7 protein-coding genes are annotated in these 6,899 nt (G+C 71.1%); 6 read left to right on the plus strand and 1 reads right to left on the minus strand.

Annotated features, from left to right (window positions below; all coding sequences use genetic code 11):
- The first annotated feature begins 7 nt into the window (after window positions 1-7).
- From GRC12_RS16700 to GRC12_RS46940, 3 genes are all read left to right on the plus strand, one after another.
- Entirely contained in the window at window positions 8-607 is a 600-nt protein-coding gene (locus GRC12_RS16700) for a hypothetical protein (protein WP_208780081.1), read from the plus strand.
- Between the two features lie 75 nt (window positions 608-682).
- The gene (locus tag GRC12_RS16705; RefSeq protein WP_208780082.1) at window positions 683-1,195 is read left to right on the plus strand and encodes a hypothetical protein; all 513 of its coding nucleotides are present in this window, start codon (window positions 683-685) and stop codon (window positions 1,193-1,195) included.
- 83 nt (window positions 1,196-1,278) lie between these two features.
- Complete coding sequence (locus GRC12_RS46940) at window positions 1,279-1,725, plus strand: CAP domain-containing protein (protein ID WP_368861486.1); 447 nt, start codon at window positions 1,279-1,281, stop codon at window positions 1,723-1,725.
- A gap of 182 nt (window positions 1,726-1,907) precedes the next feature.
- Here the strand turns inward: GRC12_RS46940 and GRC12_RS16715 are convergent, their stop codons facing one another.
- A complete protein-coding gene (locus GRC12_RS16715; protein ID WP_208780083.1) occupies window positions 1,908-2,651 on the minus strand; it encodes a TetR/AcrR family transcriptional regulator in 744 nt (247 codons plus the stop codon).
- 94 nt (window positions 2,652-2,745) lie between these two features.
- On the opposite strand from GRC12_RS16715, the gene GRC12_RS16720 reads away from it, so the two are divergent.
- From GRC12_RS16720 to GRC12_RS16730, 3 genes are all read left to right on the plus strand, one after another.
- On the plus strand, window positions 2,746-4,191 hold the full coding sequence (locus GRC12_RS16720; RefSeq protein ID WP_308286563.1) for a DHA2 family efflux MFS transporter permease subunit: 1,446 nt from the start codon (window positions 2,746-2,748) through the stop codon (window positions 4,189-4,191).
- 187 nt (window positions 4,192-4,378) lie between these two features.
- Complete coding sequence (locus GRC12_RS16725; RefSeq protein ID WP_208780084.1) at window positions 4,379-5,284, plus strand: glycosyltransferase family 2 protein; 906 nt, start codon at window positions 4,379-4,381, stop codon at window positions 5,282-5,284.
- Between the two features lie 723 nt (window positions 5,285-6,007).
- Window positions 6,008-6,899: AfsR/SARP family transcriptional regulator (locus GRC12_RS16730; protein ID WP_208780086.1), on the plus strand; the 892-nt coding region annotated here is incomplete at its 3' end.

Genomic DNA, 6,899 nt, shown 5'->3' on the forward strand with positions numbered 1-6,899 from the left:
AGAGACCATGCCCCGTCAACGGCCCCCCGGCGATGCCATGACCCGCCTGACCTCCCTGGTCGCCCCACCGGCAGGCGGCGGCAACACCGTGGACTGGGACAGTCTGGCCGAGAGATATCCCCGCGGGTTCCCCGACGACTACAAGCAGTTCGTGCGCGTGTACGGGCAGGGCGTCTTCGATGACTTTCTCAGCGTCTGTCCGCCCATCCAGGAGGTGTATCCCAACGATCCCGGTTCAACCGTCGAGGGACTGACCGCGGACGCCGAGTTCACGGCCCAGGAGGAGGAGTACGACGAGCCGGAGTTGCTCATCGGCTGGGGTCAGACCACGGAAGCGGACCTGCTGTGCTGGCGCGCGGACTCACCCGATCCCAACGACTGGGGCACGGTGATCTGGCGTCGGCAGTGGGCGGCTCCCGAGTGCTGGTCCCACTTCGACAGCGGCATGGTCGAGTTGCTCGGTCGGTACGCGGCGCGCGACCTGCCCGAGCATTGGGAGTTCGACCTGCCGTACGACGGCTGCCGCTTCGTTCACGACCGCGACCGCAAGAGGCTCCGAGCACTGAAAATCGATCCCTGGGGGCCCGAACCGGTGGCGGGGACATGAGTGCCTTGCCGCACCGGCACGGACGTCTCAACGTCATGAGCGACGAGCAGGTCGACCTCGACGGGGACGGTGCCCTTGAGGGTTTCTGATCGGTCCCGCCACCTCCCTCGTGGGTGGCGGATCGTCCTCGGCGCGGGCGCCGCGGTGCTGCTGGCCGTGGCCGGTATCGCGGCACTGCTGCTGTCCTGGCGATCCAGCGAGGACGCTACGCCGCCCGTGCCGGTGTCGCACGTCGACACCGCCACCCGGGCCTGCCTTCTGACGTCCACCGACACGGATCCGACGGGTACCTGGGCGGCGATGCAGGAGATGGCAAGGGCGAGCGACACGAACGTGGTGGTGCAGCGTTACCGTCTGCCCGTGTCGGTGAACGCCGACGCCTACGTCAACACCCTCGTCCAACTGCGTTGCTCCACGATCGTCACCTCTGGCATCGCGGCGCGTTCCGCCGTGGCGGCCCGGCTCGCCGCAGGACACGTGCCGGGCGTCCGCTTCGTGGTGGTCGACGACCGTCCCGTGGTCGGCGCGGTGCAGCTGAGTCCGGCGGCGGTGAGCCCGAAGAGCCTGGCCCGGGAGGTGCGCGGGTGAGTGAGAGCGGTACCCCGGACATACTCGCTCGAGTTGCGTGACCGCGCGGTACGGATGTGCCACACCGCCGAGCCGAAGCCCAGATGAAGAGGCTGGCCGTCGACCTCGTGCACCCCGAGGCGCTGCGCGGCTGGATCCGCCAGGCGGAGGCCGACACCGGCGAGCGCGACGACCGCGTGTTTCTCCAGCCGGTGGGCGCGATCCCTTTGAACCCGAGGGCACCCGGCAGCCGTTGTGCGCTCACGACCGGCGTCGCGGGCCGGCCGTCGAGTCACGGAGGTCATCATGCCCATGCCGCTGTTCACGTCACCGGAGCCGAGCGCATCAGCGCCACGGGCTACCGCTGGTCCAGGGTCGGAGAGAACATCGCCCAGGGCCAGCAGACCCCGCAGGCCGTGATGGACACCTGGATGAACAGCGACGGTCACCGTGCCAACATCCTCGACTGTTCGTTCAAGGACATCGGCGTGGGTGTCCACACGGGTTCGGGCGGCCCGTGGTGGACGCAGGACTTCGGCGCCAAGATGTGACGCGACCTCGGCAGTACGCACTTTGGAGCCTGCCCGCCAAACTCCGGCTCGCCGCGCCCGGCACAGGAAGAAATGCCCGCCCATTCCGCCCCCTGCTCAAGGAGCGGGTCGCTCTCGACCGGGGTTGTCGGCCGCGCAGCCGTAGCCGCCCACCTCACGCGCTCCTGACTCCCCGTCGGATCTCAGTCCGCCCCCCGGTTCCGCAAGCCGTCGATCATCAGGCCGATCGTGAAGTCGAAGCGGTCGTGGACCGTCCCGGCCGTGAGCTCGGTGGCGTGGCGCTTGGTGTGGGGGAAGGTGTCGGGGAGCGCGGCGAAGCGGCGCAGGAGTTCGTCGCGGCTGACCACCCAGCCGTCGTCCCCGCGGCCGAGCCGGCTGCCGGCCAGGGAGACCTCGAGGCTGTAGGCGTTGACGTAGAGCATCAGGGAGTCGATCGCCCATGCCGCGGTCCTCGGCGCGATGCCCCCGGCGAGCAGGATGGCGAGCATTCCCTCGCTGATGCGGAGCGTGTCCAGGTTGGACGGGGCGGCGGCGAAGGCCGCCCGGGAGATGCCCGGGTAGCGCAGATACTGGTCGCGCAGTCGGGCGCAGACGCTCGTGATCTGCTGCCGCCAAGTGGCGGGGTCCGGCTCGGGCAGGTCGATCTCGGCGCACAGCCGGCCGATGAGCAGCTCGTCCAGGTCCTCCTTGTTGACCACGTGGGCGTAGAGCGAGGACGGTCCGGTCTCCAGCGCGCTCGCCACGCGCCGCATCGTCAGGGCTTCGTAGCCCTCCCGCTCCACGATGCCGAACGCCGTGCTGACGATGGCGTCGACCGTGATCGGCTTCTTGCGTCCGCCGGACGGCCCCCGCCGGCCCGCGGGCGCCCCGGAGCCCGTGCCGAGCTGGTGCCGTGCTGCGCGCCGTTCCTGCGGAGTCGGTGACATGCGGGCAGCCTAGCGCATCGACGAACAGTGTTCTGCATCACTAAGAACAGTGTTCGTATTGTTCAGAACACCGATCGCAAGTAGAACAGTGTTCGTGTCCATCAACCAGCGCGAATCCCTCGCGCCTCCCGTCAGTACTCTGCCGCTGCGCACCGCGTGGCTCGTCCTCGTCGTCGTGGTCCTGGCCGACATCATGGATCTCGTCGACTCCAGCGTCGCCAACCTCGCCGGCCCCTCCATCCGCGCCGACCTCGGCGGCGGCCAGGTCACGGTCCAGTGGGTGCTCAGCGCCTACACCGCGGCCTTCGCCCTGGGCCTCGTCACCTCCGGGCGGCTCGGCGACCTGCTCGGACGCCGACGGCTGTTCCTGCTCGGCATGACCGGCTTCACCCTGACCTCACTGGCCTGCGGTCTCGCCCCCGACCCCGTCTTCCTCATCGTCGCCCGCACCCTGCAGGGCCTGTGCGGGTCGGTCATGATCCCGCAGGGGCTCGCCCTGGTGAAGATCGTGTTCCCGCCCCAGCACCTGCGCAAGGCCCTGACGCCGGTCGGCCCGCTGATGGGACTGACCATGGTGGGCGGGCCCATCCTGGCCGGCTGGCTGCTCCACCTGGACCCGTTCGGCAGCGGCTGGCGGTCGATCTTCCTGATCAACGTCCCGTTCGGCGTCGTCGCCCTCGCCCTCGGGCTGCGCGTACTGCCCCGGCGCGGCGGCGAGGACCCGACCGCCCGTCTCGACCTCACCGGCGTCGGCCTGCTCACCGCGGCCTCGGCCCTGCTGATCGTCCCGCTCATCCAGGGGCGCGAACTGGGCTGGCCCGTCTGGACGTACGTCATGATGGCCGCCGCGGCCGGTCTGCTCGCCCTCTTCGTCGTCTCCCAGCGGCGCAGCCGGCACCCCGTCATCACGCCGTCGCTGTTCCGCAAGCGCAGTTTCGTCGTCGGCCTGGTGATCGTGGCCGGGTTCTACGCGTCCCTCAGCGCCTTCGTCCTCGTCGTCAACCTGCTGCTCCAGCAAGGCATGCACTGGGCGCCCCTGCGCACCGGCCTCACCCTGATCCCCTGGGCCCTCGGCACCGCCGTCGCCGTCCTGCTCGCGGGCGCCGTGCTCGCCGAGAAGCTCGGGCGCGCCACCCTGCACCTCGGGCTGTCCGTCGCCGTCGTCGGTCTGCTGTCCCTGTGGTGGTCCGTCGCCCACTGGGGCACCGGCATCACCGTCTGGAAGCTGGCGCCCGCGCTGCTGCTCACCGGTCTCGGCTCGGGCCTGGTGTTCGTACCGCTGGTCGACTTCATCATCGGCGACGCCACCGCCGAGGAGGTCGGCACCGGGGCGGGCCTGCTCAACGCGGTGCAGCAGTTCGCCGGAGCGATCGGCGTAGCCGCCCTCGGCACGGTGTTCTTCGCCCGGGTCGGGCACCCGTCCGCCGGCTCCTACCTCGCCGCCGCGGAACTCGTCTTCGGCATCGCGGCCGGACTGAACCTCCTCACCCTGCTCCTGGTCGGCCTCCTCCCCAGGCACGCCCAGCAGGCACACGGCTGAACGGGGGACCCGCCGACCGCGGTGAGTGGCCGTCGTACACCCCCTGCCCCCGCCGCGACGGCAAACGGGTGAGCCTGCCCGTACGACGGATCAAGACTTGGCATACGAAACGGCGTACTCAGGAAGTCCTTACCGTGAACGGCTAGCATCGCGGCCGACGTTGCCGACGGCGGATGGGGTGAGCGCAATGGGGGACAGGGACGCGCCGAGGATCGCCGTGGCCGTGGTGACGATGGGCAACCGCCCCGACGAGATGGACGCCCTGCTGGAGTCCGTCGCCAAGCAGGACCTCGCCCCCACCAGGATCGTGATCGTCGGCAACGGCTGCCCGCTGCCCGACTACGCTGCCCGGCTGGCCCTGCCCGGCGAGGTCACCCTCCTCGAGGTCGACGAGAACCTCGGCTGCCCGGGCGGCCGCAACGTGGCGCTCGCCCGGCTGCGGGAGTTCGGGGACGTGGACATCGTGGTCGAACTGGACGACGACGGCCTCCTCGTCGACGCCGACGTGCTCAGCCGCGTCGCCCGCCACTTCGCCGCCGACCCCCGGCTCGGCATCGTCGGCTTCCGCATCGCGGACGAGCACGGCGAGACCCAGCGCCGGCACGTGCCCAGGCTCGGCGCGGCCGACCCGCTGCGCGGTGGTCACGTCACCGGGTTCCTCGGGGGCGGGCACGCCTTGCGTACCTCGATGCTGGACCAGATCGGTGACTGGCCCGCGGCGTTCTTCTTCGCCCACGAGGAGATCGACATGGCCTGGCGGGCGGTCGACGCGGGCTGGCGCATCCTCTACGCGCCCGAACTCCTGCTCCAGCACCCCAAGACCTCACCGGCCCGGCACGCGATCTACTACCGCGTCAACGCCCGCAACCGCGTCTGGCTGGTCCGCCGCCGTCTCCCCCTGCCGCTCATCCCGATCCACCTCGGCGTCTGGATGGCGGTGACAGTTCTGCGCAACCGCTCCCGGCCCGCCGCGCTGCGCGCCTGGTTCGGCGGCTTCGCGGAAGGCCTGCGGGAACCGGCGGGCGAACGCCGCCCGATGCGCTGGACCACGGTGTGGCGCCTCACCCGCCTGGGGCGCCCGCCGGTCGTCTGAGCACGTCATGCGCCTTGCGCGCCCGGGGTGTCCGCCGGTCGTCTGAGCACGTCATGCGCCTTGCGCGCCCGGGGTCTCCGCCGGTCGTCTGAGCACGTCATGCGCCTCGCGGGCCTTGCGCGCTTGGGGTGTCCGCCGGTCATCTGAGCACGTGATGCGCCTCGCGGGCCTTGCGCGCTTGGGGTGCCCGCCGGTCGTCTGAGCACGTGATGCGCCTCGCGGGCCATACGTGCCTGGGGCGCCCGCCGGCCCCTTGAGCACCTCGCGGGCCTTGCGCGCCTGGGGCGCCCGCCGGTCCTTTGAGCGCCTCGCGGGCCTCACCCGCCCGGGGCGTTCGCCGGTCGTCCGAGCTGCGGCTCGCTCCCGGTCGAGGACGCGAACGGGGACGAGGACCCCGGTCGCTCACCTCCGCCGACCGGGACCCTCCCACGTCCCCCGGATCCGGCCGCGGCGGCGTCACTCCCCCGAGTATCGCGTCCTGACGCGCGCACCCCCGGGCCGGCTCCGATGATGTGATCACATCAGGTCGCACCAACAGATCGCTAACATGTGGCCAACGGTCCTCCGCGCCACCGTCCGTCACCTGGCGTGAAGTCGCCGCAGGGCGGCCGCGATCGGGCCGAACGGCAGCGGATCCCGGAGGGAACCGGTCAAGGAAAGGGTGGCGGGAAACCGCCGTGCGGAGGGCGGAATTCCGCCAAGAACGGTGGGTAGTGGGTGGCCATGGGGGAGTGGCGCGACCTGAGGTTCGGACTGCTCGGCTCGCCGGTTCTGTACGAGGCGCGGGGCGAGGCGTCCGCCGAGATGCTGTCCGTCGGCAGCCCCAAGCTCCGTGCCCTGCTGGCCGCGCTGCTGCTGGAGGCCGGCCGGGTCGTCTCCGTCGAGTCGCTCAAGGACGCGCTGTGGGGCGGAGCCCCGCCCGCCTCCGCTCAGGCCTCGCTGCACAACCACGTGGCCCGTCTGCGCCGGCTGCTCGACGACCCCGAGCGGCTGCGGTCGGTGCCACCCGGATACGTACTCCGGGTCGAGCAGGGTGAGTTGGACGTCCATGTCTTCGAACGCCACTTCGCCACGGCGCGCGGCGCGCATGCCGCCCGCAACTGGGAGCGCGTCGTGCGCGAGTGCGCGGCCGCGCTGTCCCTGTGGCGCGGCACCCCGCTCAGCGGGCTCCCCGCGGAACTCGGTGGCTACTCCTTCACCCAACGGCTCCAGGAATCCCGTCTCCTGCTCCTGGAATGGCGTTACGACGCCGAACTCGCCGTCCCCGACGCCCGCCCGGACACCCTGGTCCCCGAACTGACGGCCCTGACCGCGGCCCACCCCCTCCGCGAGTCCTTCCACCGCCAACTGATGCTGGCCCTGCACCACATGGACCGCCAAGCGGAGGCCCTGGAAGTCCACCGCGCCCTGCGCACCCGCCTGAGAAACGACATCGGCGTGGAACCGGGCCAGGCGGTGAGACAGGCCCACGTACGCATCCTGCGAGCCACCCGGATAGCCGCGGCCACGGACAGCGACCACACCACAGAGCCCCCACCCACGGAGACCGTCACCGAAAGCACCCCCACCGAGTCCGTGTCCGCACCCGCCGTCACCCAAGCCGCTGTCTCTTATA

It is taken from the genome of Streptomyces griseorubiginosus, from assembly GCF_017614965.1.
GTDB classification, from domain to species: Bacteria; Actinomycetota; Actinomycetes; order Streptomycetales; family Streptomycetaceae; genus Streptomyces; species Streptomyces griseorubiginosus_B.

Excerpts from the sequence above, each read along its gene's own strand:
- GRC12_RS16700 (WP_208780081.1), top strand. The coding sequence starts at position 8 with ATGCCCCGTCAACGGCCCCCCGGCGATGCCATGACCCGCCTGACCTCC.
- GRC12_RS46940 (WP_368861486.1), top strand. The coding sequence starts at position 1,279 with ATGAAGAGGCTGGCCGTCGACCTCGTGCACCCCGAGGCGCTGCGCGGC.
- GRC12_RS16715 (WP_208780083.1), bottom strand. The coding sequence starts at position 2,651 with ATGTCACCGACTCCGCAGGAACGGCGCGCAGCACGGCACCAGCTCGGC.
- GRC12_RS16725 (WP_208780084.1), top strand. The coding sequence starts at position 4,379 with ATGGGGGACAGGGACGCGCCGAGGATCGCCGTGGCCGTGGTGACGATG.